A 16891-nucleotide genomic window follows, 5' to 3' on the forward strand; every position below is an offset into this window, starting at 1 on the left:
GCTCTGGTTCCGTTGCCGATCGATGTCACCGCGCTCCGCGCGCGTACCGACACCATCCCCGCACTCCTCCGCGACCTCGTCCCCACCACCAGGCGCCGCACTGCCGTCACCAGAGCGGATGCGACGTCTCTGCGGCGGCGATTCGCGCAGGCCGACCAGGCCGAGCAGGAGGCCCTCCTCAGGACGCTCGTCATGGAGCGGGCCGCCGCGCTCCTCGGTCACAGCAGCGCGGACGCACTCGACGCGGAACGGGACTTCCTGGAGGCGGGGTTCGACTCGCTCGGCGCGATGGAACTCCGCAACGCTCTGATGAAGGACACCGGACTGCGGCTCCCCCCGATGGTGGTCTTCGACAGCAAGAGCCCGGCAGAGCTCGCCCGGCTGCTGCGTGCGGACCTCCTGGCTGCAGGGCCCCTCGCGGCCGGCGAAGCGGGAGCGCCCGCGGAGGCCGACGGGGTGGTGCGCGGGGGCGTATCCCGTGAGGCCGAAGCCCCTTCGGCCGGCAGGCCGCCCGAGACGCTCCGCGACCTGTTCCATTCCGCCGTCGTCTCCGGCCGCGCGGACAAGGGGTTCGCGCTCCTCCAGGCAGCAGCCGACGTCCGGCCGGGCTTCGGCTCCGTGGACGAGATCGACCGGCTGCCCGTCGCAGTGCGGCTCGCGGACGCCTCCGAGGGCCCGCACCTCATCTGCCTCAGCACACCCATGGCCACCGGCGGCGTCCACCAACACGCGCGTCTGGTCTCCCACTTCGGAGGCAGGCACAAGATCTCCGCACTGCCCGTCCCCGGATTCCTGGCGGGCGAGAGCCTTCCCACGTCGTCCGACGCCGCAGTCCAGGCCCTCGCCCGGAGCGTGCTGGACACGGCGGACGGGAAACCGTTCGTCCTGCTCGGCTACTCGTCCGGCGGCACCCTCGCCTACGCCACCGCCGGATACCTGGAACGGGAATGCGGGGTGCGCCCGGCGGGCGTCGTCCTGCTGGACACGTTCAAGGTCCACGACGGCGGGAGCGACGGCGTCCCCCTCGACGGCCTCGCACTCGGCATGTTCGACAAGGAAGCGGTGTTCGGCCGGTTCGACAGCAGTCGGCTCTCCGCGATGGGCCGCTGGGTCGAACTGGTCCCGCAACTACCGCTCGCCCCGGTCGAGGCCCCGGTGCTCTTCGTCCAGTGCACCCAGTCCTTCGTGCCGCAGGGGGACGACACGTCACCCGACCTGGTCAGTGGTCGCGCAGAGCCGTGGGAGGCCACCCACACCCTGCGGACCGTACGCGCCAACCACTTCACCCTCGTCGAGGACCGCGCCCAGGAAACCGCGCACGTCATCGACGAGTGGCTGGCGTCGAAGGCGGCAGCGTCCGACGCCGTAGTGACTGCGTGACTGCGTGACTGCGCGGCCGCGTGATCGCGTTACCCACCGCTCCATCCGCGAGCAGCATGCGCAACGAAACGAAACGAATCGGAACGAGACGCAATGAAACGAGGCGAAGCGACGTGACCGTGGCACCCAGCGCCAAGGGGACCCTGCCGTTCGGCGAGCATGAGACGTGGTACCGGGTGACGGGCGACCTTCGCTCCGACCGGCCCACGCTCGTCGTCGTGCACGGCGGCCCGGGATCCACCCACGACTATCTGCAGAACCTCTCCGACCTGGCCGACGACGGCTGGTCCGTCGTGCACTACGACCAGATCGGGAACGGCGGATCGACCCATCTGCCCGACCGGGGAGCAGACTTCTGGACGGTCGACCTGTTCGCCGCCGAACTCGACAACCTGCTCACAGGTCTCGGGATCGCCGACAACTACGTACTGTTCGGACAGTCCTGGGGCGGCATGCTCATCACACACCATGCCGCGGCACGTCCGGTCGGCCTGCGCGGTTTGGTCATCGCCAACTCGCCCGCCTCCTATCCCCTCTGGCTCCAGGAGGCCAAGATCCTGCGGGACCAGCTCCCACCCGGTGTCAACGACACACTGCTCCGGCACGAGGCAGCCGGAACCACCGAGACGGACGAGTACCACGCGGCCATGCGCACCTTCTACGAGCGTCACGTATGCCGCCTCGCACCCTGGCCCCGTGACTACCTGGCGTCGTTCTACGAGGTGTACAACGACCCCACCGTCTACTACGCGATGAACGGCCCCAGTGAGTTCCATGTGAACGGCACGCTGCGTGACTGGTCGGTCATCGACCTCTGTCCCGACGTCGACGTGCCCACCCTGCTGATCTCCGGACGTCACGACGAGGCCACACCCGCGACGGTGCAACCGTTCCAGGACCTCATTCCAGGTGCACGCTGGGAGATTTTCGAGGAGTCCAGCCACCTGCCACACCTCGAGGAACCGGAACACTTCCGCCAGGTCATGCGGACGTTCCTCGACGAGGTGGACCCGCCCGTGGGGCAGCCGGCCTCCTCCGCCCCGTCCCACCGGCCGTAGGTCGCACGGAGTGCTGACAAGATGGTGTGCCGCTGCAAAAAGGATCCAGGTGTCACCCGCGGGGCAATGACATCCGGGACGGTAGCGGTCAAGTAGTCGCACGGCGCGTCCGGAGTGGTTGCACGAGGTCCGGACGGCCTTTCGCGGCAGGGATGTCCCGGACACGGGTCCGGGATTCGTTGAGAGGGCGGTTCCCATGGTCATCGGTCGTGTGGTGCGTTTCGACAGCGCGAAGGGTTATGGGTTCATCGCTCCCGACCGCGGTGGCGAGGACGTCTTCCTGCATGTGAACGACCTTCGTATTCCCGAGGCAGCTCTCAGGCCCGGCCTGATGGTCGAGTTCGAGATCGAGGAGGGCGACCGGGGTCTGAAGGCGTCCTCGGTGCAGCTCGCCGCGGGCAACGGAAACGGGTCGGCGGCGGTTACGGCGTCGGTCTTCCCGGGACGTTCCGAGTCCCCGGGCAGGCAGCTGGACGGCGACGACGTGTTGTGCGACGTGCTCAACTCGGAAGAGTACGTGCGGGACGTCACCGAAGTACTTCTGGAATCGGCACCCGGACTCACCGCGGAGCACATTCTTCAGGTACGCCAGGGACTGCTGCAGTTCGCCAAGAACCACGGATGGGTCGAGGGCTGAACCGGGCAGCGCTGCCGCACGCCGCGGCCCGGGGCGACGGACCCGGGCCGTGCGGGCTTCCCGGCTGTGACGAACGGCACCGGACCCGGCCCTGCCCGGCCCGGCGTTAGCGCCGGTTAACCTGCCTCCCATGACCGTAACCCTCGAAGTAAGCGGCGGCGTCGGCACGATCCGGCTGGACCGTCCGCCGATGAACGCCCTGGACATCGCCACCCAGGACCGACTGCGCGAGCTCGCCGAAGAGGCGTCCCGGCGCGACGACGTGCGTGCCGTGGTGCTCTACGGCGGCGAGAAGCTGTTCGCGGCCGGCGCGGACATCAAAGAGATGCAGGCGATGGACCACCCGGCGATGGTCGTCCGGTCCAAGGCGCTGCAGGACTCCTTCACCACGGTGGCCCGGATCCCCAAGCCGGTCGTCGCGGCCATCACCGGCTACGCGCTCGGCGGCGGCTGCGAGCTGGCGCTCTGCGCGGACTTCCGGATCGCAGGCGACAACGCCAAGCTGGGGCAGCCGGAGATCATGCTCGGGCTCATCCCGGGCGCGGGCGGCACTCAGCGCCTCGCCCGGCTGGTGGGCCCCTCCAAGGCGAAGGACCTGATCTTCACCGGCCGCCATGTCAAGGCCGAGGAGGCTTTGACCATGGGGCTGGTGGACCGCGTGGTGCCCGCCGCCGAGGTGTACGAACAGGCGCACGCCTGGGCCGCCAAGCTGGCGAAGGGCCCCGCGCTCGCGCTGCGCGCAGCCAAGGAGGCCGTCGATTCCGGTCTCGAGACGGACATCGACACCGGACTCACGATCGAGCGGACCTGGTTCGCCGGCCTCTTCGCCACCGAGGACCGGGAGCGCGGAATGCGCAGTTTTGTGGAGGAGGGCCCGGGCAAGGCCAAGTTCCTCTGACCGAACGCCAGTTGGGAACGGCCGAGCGTGCGTTCATCCGTGTGGGCGGATTAGCTGAGCCTTAAGGCAGCCTTAAGGCTCAGCTTCCCGCCTGTCGTGGCAAACCCGTTCGGACGGGGTATCCGTGCAGGTCGGCGCGGGTGTCGGGTGGAGCATTCTGCCAGTGGCATATGCCTGGAGCCCGCCTCCGGATGTCTGATTCCGGGTCAGGGATTCCCTGGGAACGGCCACGGAACGTCTTCTGTGCAGCCATGATGGTGTCCATGGCGGGCCTGGAGGGTGTGGAGCAGCCGCGACAGCGCAGCAGCGCGACAGCGGCACGGAGAGTGCCGGCCGTCGATGACGAACAAGCGTTCAAGGCGCTGGAGTTGTTCGGAAATCCGACGGAGGACGAAGTCCGGCTGCCATCCCGTCCGGAGTCGGCCGCGACCGCTCGCAGGCTCACCTCCTGCGTGGTGCTGCGGCAGTGGGCGCTTTCCCCGCAGACCGCCGAGCACGCGGTCCTGCTCGTGTCCGAACTCGTCGGGAACGCCGTGCGGCACACCGGTGCCCGGGTTTTCGGGCTGAGGATGATGCGGCGTCGCGGCTGGATCAGGATCGAGGTGCGCGACCCCTCGCGCGGGCTGCCGTGCCTGATGCCCGTTCGGGAGATGGACATCAGCGGCCGTGGGCTCTTCCTGGTCGACAAGCTCTCCGACCGGTGGGGTGTGGACCTGCTGCCGCGCGGCAAGACCACCTGGTTCGAGATGCGGATCTCCGACCGCTGACCCGGCGGGGGTCGCTGTTCACGGATGGGCAGGGGCCCCGGGCGGGAGGCCGCGTGTGCAAGGAGCCTCCCGGGTGAGGGGGGAACCCTGGACGCGCGGAGCCCCCCGGTGCGGGAGTCTCCGGACACAGGGGCCTCCGGACGCAGGAACGTTCGCACGCGCGGGAGCCCCCGGGCGTGCGAAGCCTCCGGATGCACAGAAGCCCCCGGATCGGCCGTGGTGCGGCGCTTCGGGGGCTTCTGTGTGGGGGCCGTGAAATGGGGGGTGAGTTCACGGCCGCTTTTGACGACCTGGCCCGGGTCAATGGGGGTCGTGTCCTCCGACTATGACAGGCGGGCGACTTCATCGCCAAAGCCGCGATATCTACATATCGCGACAAACGTGAACATTCTTTCAGTGAATCAAAGGTGGGATGGGTCACTCGCCTGGAAAATGGTGAGCGTGCGTGACGTTTGGCAGGTGATTCATTGACCGCCTGAGGGGCGGGTGTGCGCATCCGTGTGACCTTCGCCAGCCACTGTGGGTCAATTGTTATTTTCCTGACATATCGCCCTTAATGTTCTGCGCATGAACGCCCCCGACAGACCGGTGCCCCGCCGCAGCGCCCTGCGCGCAGGAGCCGGGGCAGCCCTCACGGCAGCCCTCGCCGCCGGTTGCGCGGACCCGGACGCCACCGGTGCACCGGCGAAGCCCCTCACCCAACCGGCACCGAGGAAGCAGGGCGCCACTACGGGCGCGCACGCCCCCGCCCCCGCGCCGCACCGTATCGCCGGGCAGCCCGTGCAGATCGACCACGGCCCCCGCGACCGGGCGCGCGTCGCCCTCACCTTTCACGGCCAGGGCGACCCGGCCGTCGCCCGGACCGTCCTGGGAGAGGTCGAGCGTGCCGGGGCGAGGGTCACCGTCCTTGCCGTGGGCAGCTGGCTGGACGAGCACCCCGAGATGGCCCGCCGGATCCTCGACGGCGGCCACGACCTCGGCAACCACACCCAGCACCACGTCGACATCTCGTCGATGGACGAGACGCGGGCGTACGCGGAGATCACCGGCTGTGCCCAGCGGCTGCGCCGGCTCACGGGCTCCATCGGCACCTGGTTCCGTCCCTCGCGCACCCGGTACGCCACCCCGCTCGTCCAGCGGCTCGCCGTCCGGGCCGGATACCCGCACGTCCTCTCGTACGACGTCGACTCCCTCGACTTCACCTCGCCCGGTGCCGCGGCCGTCACACGCAAGGTGGCCGGGGAGATCCGCAACGGGGCGGTGGTGAGCATGCACTTCGGCTATGCGGACACGGTCGCCGCACTGCCCCTCCTCCTCACCGAACTCGACCGCCGCCAACTGCGTGCGGTGACGACCACGGAGCTGCTGACCTGATGTCTCCCTCCACCACACGCACCGCGGCCCTGCTCGGGGGCGTCCTGCTCGCCGTACTCACCGGGTGCGGCACCACTCCCGCGGACAGGGGCGCGTCGGACGCCCCCACCGAGGCCGCCGCCCCGCCCGGCCGGCCCAAGCGCGTCACCCCGCCCGCGCCGCCGGGCCTGCCCGGGATGCCGCCGGTGCTCGACGCCAGGAACGTGTACGCGGCCGACGCCCCGGGAAAACTGTCGCCGGCCGTCAAGGGCTTCCCGTCCCGGGTGTACGTGCCCAACACCAACTCGGACACCGTCTCGGTCATCGACCCCGCCACGTACAAGGTCATCGAGACGATCCCCGTCGGGCGTCAGCCGCAGCACGTCGTCCCGTCGTGGGACCTGAAGACGCTCTGGGTCAACAACGACGTCGGCGACAGCCTCACCGCCATCGACCCGGCGACGGGGAAGGAGGGGAAGACGGTCGACGTCTCCGACCCGTACAACCTCTACTTCACGCCGAACGGCACCTACGCCATCGTGATGGCCTCGATGGACCGCGAACTGGTCTTCCGTGACGCGCACACCATGAAGACGGCCAAGACGGTCCCGGTGAGCTGCGCGGGAGTCAACCACGCCGACTTCTCCGCGGACGGCCGGTACTTCATCGTCTCCTGCGAGTTCTCCGGCGAACTGCTCAAGGTCGACACGGCGAAGATGAAGGTGGTCGGCCAGCAGAAACTCCCCTTCAAGGGCGCCATGCCGCAGGACGTGAAGCTGTCACCCGACGGCAGCACCTTCTACATCGCGGACATGATGGCCAACGGCATGTGGGTGCTGGACGGAGAGAAGTTCACCGAGCCGAAGCTGCTGCCCACCGGCAAGGGCTGCCACGGGCTCTACGTCAGCCGGGACGCCAAGGAGATGTACATCTCCAACCGCGGTGAGGGCTCGGTCTCCGTGTTCGACTTCGCACAGAAGAAGCTGGCGAAGAAGTGGCACCTGCCGAACGGTGGCAGTCCGGACATGGGCGGGGTCTCGGCGGACGGCAAGGTCCTGTGGCTGTCCGGTCGTTACAACGCCGAGGTGTACGCGATCGACACCACCAGCGGCAAGCAGCTGGCCCGTATCCCGGTGGGCAGCGGCCCCCACGGGCTCGCCGTCTACCCGCAGCCGGGCCGCTACTCGCTCGGCCACACCGGAGTCTTCCGCTGAGCCGGTACTGGCTCGGCTTCCTCCGCTGAGCCGCTCACGTACCGGGCGGCTCATCAGCCGCTCACCGGCCGCTCACCGCGTGGGCGGCCGGTGACTCACTCCGCGATCAGCAGGGCTTCCGAGCCCACCGGCCGGTATCCCGCCGCCTGGAACGTCCGCACACTGCGGGCGTTCCCCGGCGACTGCTGGGCCCACACCACCGCGTCCGGCACCAGATGACGGGCCGCCCGGGCCAGCCGCTCGCCGAGCCGTCGCCCGCGCGCTTCCTCCGCCACCTCGACCGAGGTCTCCCAGCGCCCCGCCACACCGCGGCCGAGGATCACCACACCGCCCCCGGTTCCCCACACCCGCACCTCGTCGCGGAACATCATCGCCCGTGCCACCCGGGGGTGTCCGGGGTCGTGGATCTCCCGCAGCTCCAGCTCCGGTGCGCCCGGCAACGAGGGTGCGACCGTGAGCAGGTCGGTCGTGTTCATGTGCCGGCCCGTGCGGGCCAGCAGGGCGCTCAGGAAGCGCGGACTCATGGTCGCGGCGAGCGGGTCGCCAGGGGTGGCGGCCAGTGTGTCGTGCACCCACCGCGGGTCCTCGTCGGTGAAGACCACCGAGTGCGCGGTGAACGCCAGCACCCCGGCATCCCGCGTGCTCGGCTGCCTCACCACGGTCGTGGAACCGTCCGGCGGCGGGAACCGCCCCTGCGCCGCGGCCTCCAGGATCTGTGCCAGTGCCTCGCTCATCGTGCCTTGCGCTCCCCGCTCGGTTCACCGGCCAACGGACGGTGACCGGCCCGTCCATGATCGACGACCGGCCGCCGCGAGGGCCATCCGTCGTGCCCGTTAATCTGACCTCCGTCAGACAGTCATACGAAGGGGCGGAAAAGTGGCGGACATCGAGTCGGCGCGCAAGGCATTCGAGCGGTTCGACCTGAACAGCGACGGGCTGATCTCGGCTGTCGAGTACAAGAGCGTCATGGCTCAGCTGGGTGACCCCTACGTCACCGAGACGGTCGCACAGGCCGTGATCAACTCCCACGACGCGAACGGGGACGGGCTGCTCACGTTCGACGAGTTCTGGGCCGCGCAGAACAAGGGCTGACGGCCGGGTCCCCCGGCCGGCGGGCCGGGGGCCGCGGGACCGCGCTGGGAGGTGGCGCTGGGGGGACGGCGCCGGGGGACGGGCGCCCCGCACCGCTCAGGAGCCGGCAGGAGCTACGGGCTCCGCCGTGCGGAAGGCCTCGTCCGGGGTGGCCACCGGACAGAACAGATCGTGCAGCCGGCCCACCCGCAGCAGGCGCAGGATCCGAGGGCAGCCGCAGACGAGCCAGAACCGCCCGTCGCGGTCCAGCACGCGCCGACGGGCCCGGCACAGCAGTGTCAGTCCCGAGCAGTCGAGGAAACTCACCTCCGTCAGGTCGACCACCAGCTGGGGTGAGCCGTCCGACGTCGCCCCGTCCAGGGCCGGTGCGATGAGCGCGGCGGTCGCGAGGTCGATCTCGTCGCGCAGCGCCACCACCGTGCGGCCGCCCCTGCGGTACACCCGGCCGCACGGCTCGGGCAGCGGGGCCGGTACGGAGGGTGCCGTGGGGGCCGACGTCTCGGTCATTGATGCCTTTCCTCGCAGCGCCGGGCCCGCAGGACGTGCCAGGAGCCCGCATGACAGCCGGTGGGGGACGGTCGGTGAGGTGACAGTCGGTGAACCTAACCCAAGGGTCCGGCAAGTAGCGACGCAGAAACGTTCGAGCTTTCTCCAATGCCTTCTTCCGGGTGAACGTCTGCTGTCGCCATGGACAGGGGCGGGCGATTCATGTGGTTGTCAGTCAGGGAGCGGGTGGCGGTGGCTCCGTCAGGTGTCCCCCAGCTGACCGCCGCCGTGTGCGGAGGACCGCGCTCGCCGTAGCCGTAGCCGTGGCCGCCCGTCGGCGCGCCTGCGGCTGCGGGCCGCATGCTCCGTCGGTCCGCCCGTCCGTCCGTACATCGGCCTGTCCGGTCGCCCGGTCGCCCGTCCGTCCGCCCGGTCCGGCTCGCGCCGTGATCAAGCGACGGCCCGTCGGAGCGGCCGCGAGCTCTGCTGCCGTACCGGCCGACGGACGGCCCGTGCTCCCCGGCATTCGCCTCGCGGGTGCGCGGGCCGCCTTTGCGCGCCGGTCAGTTGTAGCCGAATCCCGCGGGGAGCGGGGACGGCCGGAACAGGCGTGCGGGGACGGCTCCGGCCAGGAGCCGGTAGCCCATGGGGTTGAGGTGGAGGTGGTCGCCGACGTCCACCGAGGCGCGGAGCACGCGGGGGTTTTCCGGGTCCCGGACGGTCCGGTCGAAGTCGATCACCCCGTCGAAGCGGCCGCTGGTGCGGATCCAGGTGTTGACCGTCTGCCGTGCCCCCTCGCGGAAGCCGTCCGGGTCGTCGTACCCGGTGTTGCCGCCGATGGGGGTCAGCGTCGCTCCGTACACACGGATCCTCAGCGCGTGCGCCCGGGTGATGATCTGGTCGTACGCGGCGATGACCTCGTCCGCCGTCTGCTTCTGGGCGGCGGGTGTGGCGGGTGCCGTCCCGATGTCGTTGACGCCCTCGAAGACGATCAGCCGGTCGACACCGCTCTGGGACAGCACGTCGCGGTCCAGCCGGGCCGGTCCGTTCGGGCCCAGGCCGTCGTTGAGCAGGCGGTTCCCGCCGGCCGCCTGATTGACGACCGAGGTCCGTACCGTGCCCCCGCCGGCCGCCAGCCGCTGCTGGAGTACGTCCGGCCAGCGGTCGTTCCCGTTGGTGGTGGACCCACGGCCGTCGGTCAGCGAGTCGCCGAGCACGGCCGTCGCCGAGGTGGTGCCGCCGGACCACGCCTCGACGCCGCTGAGGAAGTACCAGTGGTCGGTGGTGGCGGCACCGGGAAGATCCGGGTCCTGGACGTGGTCCCCGGACCGGAGGTACGAGGTCGTACGGGAACCGGGGTGCGAGGTGATGGCGGTGGACGCCTGCCCGGTGGCCAGGTAGACCGTCGCCGTCAGGGTGGAGCCGGGTGCGAGGGGGAAGTCCAGAGGATCGGAGACGGCCTGCGAGCCGACGGGGACGTTCACCGAGGCGCTGCCCCCGAAGGTCACCGGGCGCGTGGTCCCTTCCTGGACGGCGCCCGTACCGGTGCGGCCGTCGAGCGGCAGCGCCACGGACACCTTGGTGAGCGGCAGCACCGCCCCGCCGAACGCGTTGGAGAACCGCAGTCGGATGTGGTCGCCGCCCGCCGAGACGTGGACGGTCTGGCGCAGCGTGGTGTCCGTCAGGACGGAGCCGTCCTGGGTGAACGGCGCCGGCGGCATGTTGGACGGCTCCGTCAGCTGCGGCATCGCCGTCCAGGCGGCGACCCAGTGCGCGTTCCGCTCCTTGGGCCCGGGTGCGTGATCCGCCCCCGCCGTCTCGCCGGCCCCGAGCGCCGGCGAGACGGCGGCGAGGAGTGCCCCGGTGGCGATCAGGCTGATGAGCGAGGATCTTCGGTTCATGGATGTGTTCCCTCTGTGCGGTGGGGAAACGGGGTGAAACGCAAAGCGTCCATGTGCGCGGACGGCATCCCCATCCATGCGCCCGCCGGATCACGCGGCAGGCCAGTCCTTCCGATAATTGCGGTCAATCATTCGAAATGTTTCGACCGGTCGAGGTGGTGAGAGTGTGAGGCGGGATCCTTCACAAGAGCGACGAACCGGTCCATTACCAAGCATTCGATGCTCTTAGCTGACATGGCGCGACGAACAGGGGCCTTTTCTGTCCGAAATGAAGGGCAACGCAGCATGGTTCGACGAGGTAGTGCAACGATGCGGGCGAAGAAGAGGTCTCTCGCGGATTCGAAGGAGCAGTAACAGTGACAGGGTCACGCGTGGTCAGCATGGGCCACTACCAACCCCCGAAGGTCCTGACGAACGACGATCTGGCCCAGCGGATCGAGACCAGCGACGAATGGATCCGCAGCCGCGTGGGCATCGAGACGCGGCATGTGGCCGGGCCCGACGAGACCGTTGACTTCATGGCCGCACAGGCGGGCAAGAACGCGCTGGACCGCGGTGGCGTCGCCCCCGACGACATCGACCTGGTCCTCGTGGCGACCTGCACCGCCATCGACCGCTCTCCCAACACCGCCGCCCGCGTCGCCGCCCAGCTGGGTATCCTCGGCGCGGCCACGCTGGACATCAACGTCGCCTGCTCGGGCTTCTCCCATGCGCTGGCCACCGCCGACCACACCATCCAGGCCGGCTCCGCGACCCGGGCCCTGGTGATCGGCTCCGAGAAGCTGAGCGACTTCACCGACTGGGACGACCGCACCACCTGCGTGCTGATCGGCGACGGTGCCGGCGCGGCCGTGGTCGAGGCGGCACCCGAGGCCCAGATCAGCCCCGTCGTGTGGGGGGCGGTACCGGAACTCAGCAACGCGGTGCGCATCGAAGGCGTATCCGGCACGTTCCAGCAGGAGGGGCAGTCGGTCTACCGCTGGGCCACCACCCAGCTTCCGGCCATCGCCCGCAGCGTCTGCGACAAGGCCGGGGTGGCACCGGAGGAACTCGGCGCGGTGGTGCTTCACCAGGCGAACCTCCGGATCATCGAGTCGTTCGTGAAGCGGCTCGGGGCCGGCAACGCGTACATCGCCCGCGATGTCGTCGAGTCCGGCAACACCTCGGCAGCCAGCATCCCGCTGGCCTTGTCCAAGGCACTGGAGCGGGGTGACATCCCCTCCGGCGCGCCGGCCCTGCTGTTCGGGTTCGGCGGTGGTCTGGCGTACGCGGGCCAGGTCATCCGCTGCCCCTGAGAGGCGGAGCCGACGTGACGTGAGCCCCGGCGTTCACCGGCCGAAGGCCGTGAGGGGCGGCGCTTCGCCGGCCGGAGGCCGCCCCCGGCGGCCCCACCGACGACCGGCGGTGCTGCCGTACTCGGCGGCATGCCCACCGCGCCCAGGACGTCGGCCGGCAGGTTCGCGGGGGCCGACCCGACGGTCCGCCCGACGTCCGGACGTCACAGGAGATGTACGAGGTACAGCTCGTCGGCGGGGGCGCCACGGCGGAGGCGCTGGAGAACCCGAACCTGCTGACCGCCGGTGCCCCGGGTCCCGACCGCGGACGTGGCTCGCGGCAAGGAGCCCTCGCGACGCGGTGCACGATGCCGGGACGCCGGTGCTTGCGGCGGATCGGGGCCGGGGTTTCACGGCACCGGCCGCGAGGTCGTCGGGCCCTGGGCCGTGTCCGCGAGGTCTCACCCGGCCCGCGGGCGGACGACGGTACCTCGCGGACACTCCCTAGCGCCCGTCGAGCGGCAGTTGAGCCGACGCGCCTAGCTTCCCGGTGTGAAGCCGAACCGTAGAGACCCCCTGGAAACCGGCGAGCACCGCCCGGGCGGTGCCCGGTGAACATCGTCGTGCTGGGCGCCAGTGGCTTCCTGGGCACGCACATCTGCCGGGCGCTGACAGAAGCGGGCGACCGGGTCATCACCCTCCCCGCCGGCTTCGACCTGGTGACGGCCGGGCCCGAAAGGATCGCGGCGTTCGCCGCGGAAGCCGACGCGGTCGTCAACGCCGCGGGCCGGGCCTGGAAGGCCGACGAGCCCCAGATGCACACCGGCAACGTCGAACTCCCACTCCGCGTCATACGCGGGCTGGCCCTGTTGGACCGGCGGCCCACCCTCGTACAGCTGGGCAGCAGCCATGAGTACGGACCCGGAACAAGCGGCGCGGGCACCCACGAGAGCACCGATCCCGCACCGGTCACGCCGTACGGACGTACCAAGCTTCTCGGCGCGCGGGCCGTCCTCGACGCGGCCCGGGACGGCGCGCAGCCCGGGGTGGTGCTGCGCATCGCGAACGTCTGCGGTCCCGGAACGCCCCCCGGCAGCCTGCTGGGTTCGGTGGCGGGCCGACTGGTGCGGCTCGCCGGCGAACCGGGCCCGGCCGGTGCCCCCGCGGAGCTGCGGCTGCCACCGCTGCACGCCTGGCGTGACTTCGTGGACGTACGCGATGTCGCCGACGCAGTCCTGTGCACCGTCCGGGCCGATGCCGCCGAGGTGGCGGGCCAGGTGATCAACATCGGCAGTGGCGCGGCCGTCCACACCCGGGACCTGGTCACCCGGCTGATCGCGGTCAGCGGGCTGCCCGTCCGGGTCGTCGAGGAGGCCCCGGCCGGCGGACAGTCGCGCGTCGACACGGAATGGCAGCAACTGGATGTCTCGCGCGCCGCCAAGGTGCTCGGCTGGGAGCCACGCCGCTCCCTCGACCAATCGCTGCGGGATCTGCTCGCGGCCGCATGACCACCCATCAGCACGGCAGGAAGGAAGCGGAGATGAGCGACCACAGGGCGCTGATGCTGGACGAGGTCCGCAAGTACCACCAGGAGCGGGAGGAGGGCGTTTCGGGCTTCGTGCCCGGCGTCACCGAGATCTGGCCGTCCGGCGCGGTGCTGGACGAGGAGGACCGGGTGGCGCTCGTCGAGGCCGCTCTGGAGATGCGGATCGCGGCCGGTCGCAGCTCACGCAAGTTCGAGTCGGCCTTCGCGCGCAAGCTCAAGCGCCGCAAGGCCCATCTCACCAATTCGGGGTCGTCGGCCAACCTGCTCGCCGTCTCCGCGTTGACCTCGCACCTGCTGGAGGACCGGCGGCTGCGGCCGGGCGACGAGATCATCACCGTGGCGGCGGGGTTCCCCACCACAGTGAACCCGATCCTGCAGAACGGCCTGGTCCCGGTCTTCGTCGACGTGGAGCTCGGCACGTACAACACCACCGCCGAGCGAGTGGCGCAGGCGATCGGCCCCAGGACCCGGGCGATCATCATCGCGCACGCACTCGGCAACCCCTTCGAGGTGGCCGAGATCGCCGAACTCGCCGCCGAGCACGAGCTGTTCCTCATCGAGGACAACTGCGACGCGGTCGGCTCCATGTACGACGGCAAACTCACCGGGACCTTCGGTGACTTCTCGACCGTCAGCTTCTACCCGGCCCACCACCTGACGATGGGCGAGGGCGGCTGTGTCCTCACCTCGAACCTGGCGCTGGCCCGGATCGTGGAGTCGCTGCGCGACTGGGGCCGGGACTGCTGGTGCGAGCCGGGCGAGAACGACAAGTGCCTCAAGCGCTTCCAGTACCAGATGGGTACGTTGCCGATGGGCTACGACCACAAGTACATCTTCTCCCACGTCGGGTACAACCTGAAGGCCACCGACATCCAGGCCGCCCTGGGACTAAGCCAGTTGACCAAGCTGGACGGATTCGTGGCGGCCCGCAAGCGCAACTGGCAGCGGCTGCGCGACGGGCTGCAGGACGTGCCGCACCTGGTGCTGCCCGAGGCGACGCCCCGCAGCGACCCGAGCTGGTTCGGATTCGTGCTGACCGTCGCCCCCGACGCCCCCTTCACCCGGGCGACACTGGTCGACTTCCTGGAGAGCCGCAAGATCGGCACCCGGCGGCTCTTCGCCGGGAACCTCACTCGCCACCCGGCCTACATCAACCAGCCGTACCGGGCCGTCGGCGACCTCACCAACAGCGACATCATCACCGAGCAGACCTTCTGGATCGGGGTCTATCCCGGCCTCACCGACGAGATGCTCGACTACGTCATCGCCTCGGTGAAGGAGTTCGTGCAGGCACGGGGCTGAGAAACCGCGGCAGGGCCCTCGGCCCGGCCGCGCCCACGCGAGAACAGCGGTCCGGCGCCCTGCCGGACCGCTTCGCCGGGTTCCGGACCGGACGGGTATCCCGTTCCGCGGACATCCGGGAGCGCCGCGCGGAGCGGCCGGCTGCGCCGGCAGTCCAGGGGGCGGCACATCGGATCGGCAGAGGCGCCGGTCCGATGTGCCGCCTGCTTGCGCGGACAGGATCCGTCGGGGCAGGAGGGGCAGGAGGGGCAGGAGGGGCAGGGCTCGCTCGGGCACGGCGCATCCCGGTGCCGCGCTCCCGCCCGACCGCCCCACCCACGTACGTCCGGACGGCCCGAACGGGTCGGGCACGGGTACCGAACGGGTCGGACACGGGTTCCGGTGGGGTAGGACACGGTTCCGGTGAAGTCGGGCCGACGCCCAAGCGCCGCACACGCCGCACACGCCGCAGGCGACAGTGGGGCCGCTCCGGAACCCGGCCGTCCCAAGCCGACGGGGTCGCCGGCGCCTCAACGCGCAACGGCGCAAGGGCTCAACGCGCAACGGCCCAACGGCTCTGTGCGTCAACACCTCAACGGCCCAACGGCCCAATGCCGCAACACCGCAACACCGCAACACCGCAACACCTCAACGCTCAACGCCTCGGCCCCCTGCGATGGTGCCGGTCCACCAAAAGCGCAACGGGGCGACAGACGCGAACGACGCGTCGAGGACGTGGTGCGCCCTCAACGCGTCGTTCGGTTCCTCCTTCAGTCGGCCTGCGGATACCAGGCGACCGGGAGGCGGCGCGGGCCGCGGATCAACGCGGTGTCCTCACGCCAGGGCACCTCGGCTACGGGTACAGCCAGGTGCAGTCGGGGAAACTCGCGCAGCAGTGTCGCGAGTGCGACCCGGATCTCCGTCCGGGCCAGTTGGGCGCCCAGGCAGAAGTGCGGGCCGAAGCCGAAGGCCAGGTGCGGATTGTGCTTCCGGTCGAGATCGAGGACATCCGGATCGGTGAACACCTCGCCGTCGAAGTTGGCCGAGACCATCGCGGGAAAGACCGCTTCCCCCTTGCACACGGTCACGTCGCCCAACGACACGTCCTCGGTGGCGACCCGGGGCAGGGACTCGCTGCCACCCAGGGGAACGAACCGCAGCAGTTCCTCAACCGCGGTGTCGAACCGTTCCGGATGTGCGGCCAGGTCCTCCCAGAGTCCGTCGACGAGCAGGGTGTGGACGAAGTTGGAGATCGAGTTGGCCGTGGTCTCGTGTCCCGCGGCCAGGATGGTCATCCCGAGGGTGACCAGCTCCTCCTCGGTCAGCCGACCCTCGTCCTCGTCGCGCGCGGCGATGAGTTCGGAGAGCAGGTCGTCCTGGGGCTCGGCGCGGTGGCGGGCGACGTGTTCGGCGAGGTAGGACATCAGCGCGGTGGCGGCGTCCTGGATGTCCTGGGCTGCGACGCCGGTACCGCTGAACATCAGTTCCGAGAACCGCTGGAAGAAGTGGCGGTCCGCGGCCGGCACGCCCAGCATCTCGCAGATCACGGTGATCGGGAGCGGCATCGTGAACGACTCGACGAGATCCACCGGGGAGCCGGCCGCCCGCATGCCCGCGACGAGTTCGTCGACGAGCTCCTCGATGCGGGGCCGCCACAGCTCCACATTCCGGCGCGAGAACGCCCCCGAGACCAGCTTGCGTATCCGGGCGTGCTCCGGCTGGTCCAGCGAGAGGATGTCACCGCCCGGATTCAGCCATTCCTTCGTTCGGGGGATGTCCGCCTGCACGGTCGCGGCCCGGGAGAACCGGGGGTCGCCGAGCACCGTCTTGACGTCGGCCTGCCGGGTCACCAGCCAGCCTTCACCACCGTACGGAAGTTCCACCCGCTGCACCGGGCACTTCGCCCGCAGGCCGGCGAACTCCGGCGGGACGTCCAGCCGGTGGCTGTCGGGGAAGGGGAACTTCATCACCTGGTCCGGATCGGTCACAGGAGCTCCTCGGTCA

15 protein-coding genes are annotated in these 16891 nt (G+C 70.2%); 11 read left to right on the plus strand and 4 right to left on the minus strand.

The features are described from left to right. From ABT025_RS07385 to ABT025_RS07415, 7 genes are all read left to right on the plus strand, one after another. The coding region (locus tag ABT025_RS07385; RefSeq protein WP_350990877.1) for a thioesterase domain-containing protein at positions 1-1380 on the plus strand (1380 nt) is incomplete at its 5' end. 113 nt (positions 1381-1493) lie between these two features. Continuing rightward, positions 1494-2438, plus strand: coding sequence for a proline iminopeptidase-family hydrolase (locus tag ABT025_RS07390; RefSeq protein ID WP_350990879.1), 945 nt, complete (start codon positions 1494-1496; stop codon positions 2436-2438). A 196-nt stretch (positions 2439-2634) separates the two neighbouring features. Next, positions 2635-3075 carry a cold-shock protein gene (locus tag ABT025_RS07395; protein WP_350990881.1) on the plus strand — a complete coding sequence of 147 codons (441 nt, stop codon included), beginning with the start codon at positions 2635-2637 and terminating at the stop codon, positions 3073-3075. Between the two features lie 130 nt (positions 3076-3205). After that, positions 3206-3973: an enoyl-CoA hydratase/isomerase family protein gene (locus ABT025_RS07400; RefSeq protein WP_350990883.1), complete on the plus strand. Its 768-nt coding sequence runs from the start codon at positions 3206-3208 to the stop codon at positions 3971-3973. Positions 3974-4224: 251 nt separating this feature from the next. After that, positions 4225-4740, plus strand: coding sequence for an ATP-binding protein (locus ABT025_RS07405; RefSeq protein ID WP_350990885.1), 516 nt, complete (start codon positions 4225-4227; stop codon positions 4738-4740). Positions 4741-5307: 567 nt separating this feature from the next. After that, positions 5308-6114, plus strand: coding sequence for a polysaccharide deacetylase family protein (locus tag ABT025_RS07410; protein ID WP_350990887.1), 807 nt, complete (start codon positions 5308-5310; stop codon positions 6112-6114). Continuing rightward, positions 6114-7307 (plus strand): YncE family protein, encoded by a 1194-nt coding sequence (locus tag ABT025_RS07415; protein ID WP_350990889.1) that lies wholly within the window; start codon positions 6114-6116, stop codon positions 7305-7307. The genes ABT025_RS07410 and ABT025_RS07415 overlap by 1 nt, the downstream gene beginning before the upstream one ends. 95 nt (positions 7308-7402) lie before the next feature. Here the strand turns inward: ABT025_RS07415 and ABT025_RS07420 are convergent, their stop codons facing one another. Beyond that, positions 7403-8041 carry a GNAT family N-acetyltransferase gene (locus ABT025_RS07420; RefSeq protein ID WP_350990893.1) on the minus strand — a complete coding sequence of 213 codons (639 nt, stop codon included), beginning with the start codon at positions 8039-8041 and terminating at the stop codon, positions 7403-7405. Between the two features lie 142 nt (positions 8042-8183). On the opposite strand from ABT025_RS07420, the gene ABT025_RS07425 reads away from it, so the two are divergent. Beyond that, positions 8184-8399, plus strand: coding sequence for an EF-hand domain-containing protein (locus ABT025_RS07425; protein ID WP_326738861.1), 216 nt, complete (start codon positions 8184-8186; stop codon positions 8397-8399). Positions 8400-8495: 96 nt separating this feature from the next. On the opposite strand, the gene ABT025_RS07430 is transcribed toward ABT025_RS07425, so the two are convergent. Both ABT025_RS07430 and ABT025_RS07435 read right to left on the minus strand, forming a co-directional pair. Next, entirely contained in the window at positions 8496-8906 is a 411-nt protein-coding gene (locus ABT025_RS07430) for an STAS domain-containing protein (RefSeq protein ID WP_350990895.1), read from the minus strand. Positions 8907-9448: 542 nt separating this feature from the next. Then, positions 9449-10786: an SGNH/GDSL hydrolase family protein gene (locus ABT025_RS07435; protein ID WP_350990897.1), complete on the minus strand. Its 1338-nt coding sequence runs from the start codon at positions 10784-10786 to the stop codon at positions 9449-9451. Positions 10787-11142: 356 nt separating this feature from the next. On the opposite strand from ABT025_RS07435, the gene ABT025_RS07440 reads away from it, so the two are divergent. From ABT025_RS07440 to rfbH, 3 genes are all read left to right on the plus strand, one after another. Then, positions 11143-12081, plus strand: a complete 939-nt coding sequence (locus tag ABT025_RS07440; protein WP_350990899.1) for a beta-ketoacyl-ACP synthase III — start codon at positions 11143-11145, stop codon at positions 12079-12081. A 590-nt stretch (positions 12082-12671) separates the two neighbouring features. After that, positions 12672-13568: an NAD-dependent epimerase/dehydratase family protein gene (locus tag ABT025_RS07445; protein WP_350990901.1), complete on the plus strand. Its 897-nt coding sequence runs from the start codon at positions 12672-12674 to the stop codon at positions 13566-13568. Positions 13569-13600: 32 nt separating this feature from the next. Next, positions 13601-14908, plus strand: a complete 1308-nt coding sequence (gene rfbH / locus ABT025_RS07450; RefSeq protein ID WP_350990903.1) for a lipopolysaccharide biosynthesis protein RfbH — start codon at positions 13601-13603, stop codon at positions 14906-14908. A gap of 749 nt (positions 14909-15657) precedes the next feature. Here the strand turns inward: rfbH and ABT025_RS07455 are convergent. After that, the gene (locus ABT025_RS07455) at positions 15658-16875 is read right to left on the minus strand and encodes a cytochrome P450 (protein ID WP_350990905.1); all 1218 of its coding nucleotides are present in this window, start codon (positions 16873-16875) and stop codon (positions 15658-15660) included. Positions 16876-16891 lie beyond the last annotated feature (16 nt).

It is taken from the genome of Streptomyces sp. NPDC002809 (genome assembly GCF_040295435.1).
Classification (GTDB): domain Bacteria; phylum Actinomycetota; class Actinomycetes; order Streptomycetales; family Streptomycetaceae; genus Streptomyces.

Coding starts and splice junctions, on each gene's coding strand:
- ABT025_RS07395 (WP_350990881.1), top strand. CDS start 2,635: ATGGTCATCGGTCGTGTGGTGCGTTTCGACAGCGCGAAGGGTTATGGG.
- ABT025_RS07435 (WP_350990897.1), bottom strand. CDS start 10,786: ATGAACCGAAGATCCTCGCTCATCAGCCTGATCGCCACCGGGGCACTC.
- ABT025_RS07405 (WP_350990885.1), top strand. CDS start 4,225: ATGATGGTGTCCATGGCGGGCCTGGAGGGTGTGGAGCAGCCGCGACAG.
- ABT025_RS07400 (WP_350990883.1), top strand. CDS start 3,206: ATGACCGTAACCCTCGAAGTAAGCGGCGGCGTCGGCACGATCCGGCTG.
- ABT025_RS07410 (WP_350990887.1), top strand. CDS start 5,308: ATGAACGCCCCCGACAGACCGGTGCCCCGCCGCAGCGCCCTGCGCGCA.
- ABT025_RS07430 (WP_350990895.1), bottom strand. CDS start 8,906: ATGACCGAGACGTCGGCCCCCACGGCACCCTCCGTACCGGCCCCGCTG.
- rfbH (WP_350990903.1), top strand. CDS start 13,601: ATGAGCGACCACAGGGCGCTGATGCTGGACGAGGTCCGCAAGTACCAC.
- ABT025_RS07420 (WP_350990893.1), bottom strand. CDS start 8,041: ATGAGCGAGGCACTGGCACAGATCCTGGAGGCCGCGGCGCAGGGGCGG.
- ABT025_RS07415 (WP_350990889.1), top strand. CDS start 6,114: ATGTCTCCCTCCACCACACGCACCGCGGCCCTGCTCGGGGGCGTCCTG.